General features: G+C 37.3%; 1 protein-coding gene. It reads right to left on the bottom strand.

The features are described 5' to 3' along the window. Positions 1–1,101: hypothetical protein (locus OM075_RS25120; RefSeq protein ID WP_301193315.1), on the bottom strand; the 1,101-nt coding region annotated here is incomplete at both ends.

Genomic DNA, 1,101 nt, shown 5'->3' with positions numbered 1-1,101 from the left:
TGTTCAAAGCAGATATGTTCCAGTCAAAAGTGTATCCTTCTGTATTTCCTGAAACCATAACATCGTCATTGAATGATGTTATATCAAAGTCTGTGACTTCATCTGCACAATATGTTGCTTCTACATTTTGAACTGCAGGATCCGGATTTACAGTTATAGTTACTGATGATTCACTTGTATTACCCGTTTCTTCATCTGTAATAACAACATTGAAAATACTAGTGGCTGCATCACCACCATCTTCTGGTATAATTAAAGTACCATCCCATGCATACAAATATCCGGTAGTTGAACCAGAAACCATTACATCGTCGTTGAAAGAAGTTATATCAAAATCGGATGCTTCATCTGCACAATACGTTGCAGAAGCTGTCTGCACGTCAGGATCTGGATTAATTGTAATTATTACCCGGGTTTCACTTGTACAACCTGTTCTTTCATCTGTAACTATAACATTGAATATATTTGTTGTTGTTTCACTTCCATCTTCTGGAATGGTCAAATCTCCTGTCCACGAAAATGTGTATCCTTCTGTAATTCCCGAAACCATAACATCGTCATTGAATAATGCTATATCAAAGTTTGTGACTTCATCGGCACAATACGTTGCTTCCACATCTTTAACTGCCGGATCTGGATTGACATATACAGTCACATGAGCTTCGCTGGTACAACCTGTTGTAATTTGAGTTACGATAACATCAAACTCATTAGTTGTTTGTGATTCGCCATCAGCTGGGATATTCAAAACAGATGTATCCCAAGCGAAAGTGTAACCTTCAGTAATTCCAGAAACCATAACATCATCATTCAATGTAGTTATATCAAAGTCTGTGGCTTCATCGGCACAATAGGTTGCTTCCACATTTTGAACTTCTGGATCTGAGTTGACATATACAGTCACATGAGCTTCGCTGGTACAACCTGTTGCTATATGAGTTACTATAACATCAAACTCATTTGTTGTTTGCGAACTACCATCTTCAGGGATGTTCAAAGTAGATGTATTCCAATCGAAAGTGTGTCCTTCAGTAATTCCAGAAACCATAACATCATCATTTAATGAAGTTATTTCAAAGTTTGCAGCTTCATCAGCACAAT

It is taken from the genome of Plebeiibacterium sediminum, from assembly GCF_026013605.1.
GTDB lineage: Bacteria > Bacteroidota > Bacteroidia > Bacteroidales > Marinilabiliaceae > Saccharicrinis > Saccharicrinis sediminus.
The sequence above is the reverse complement of the archived record's forward strand: the minus strand, read 5'-3'. Positions and strand labels throughout refer to the sequence as shown.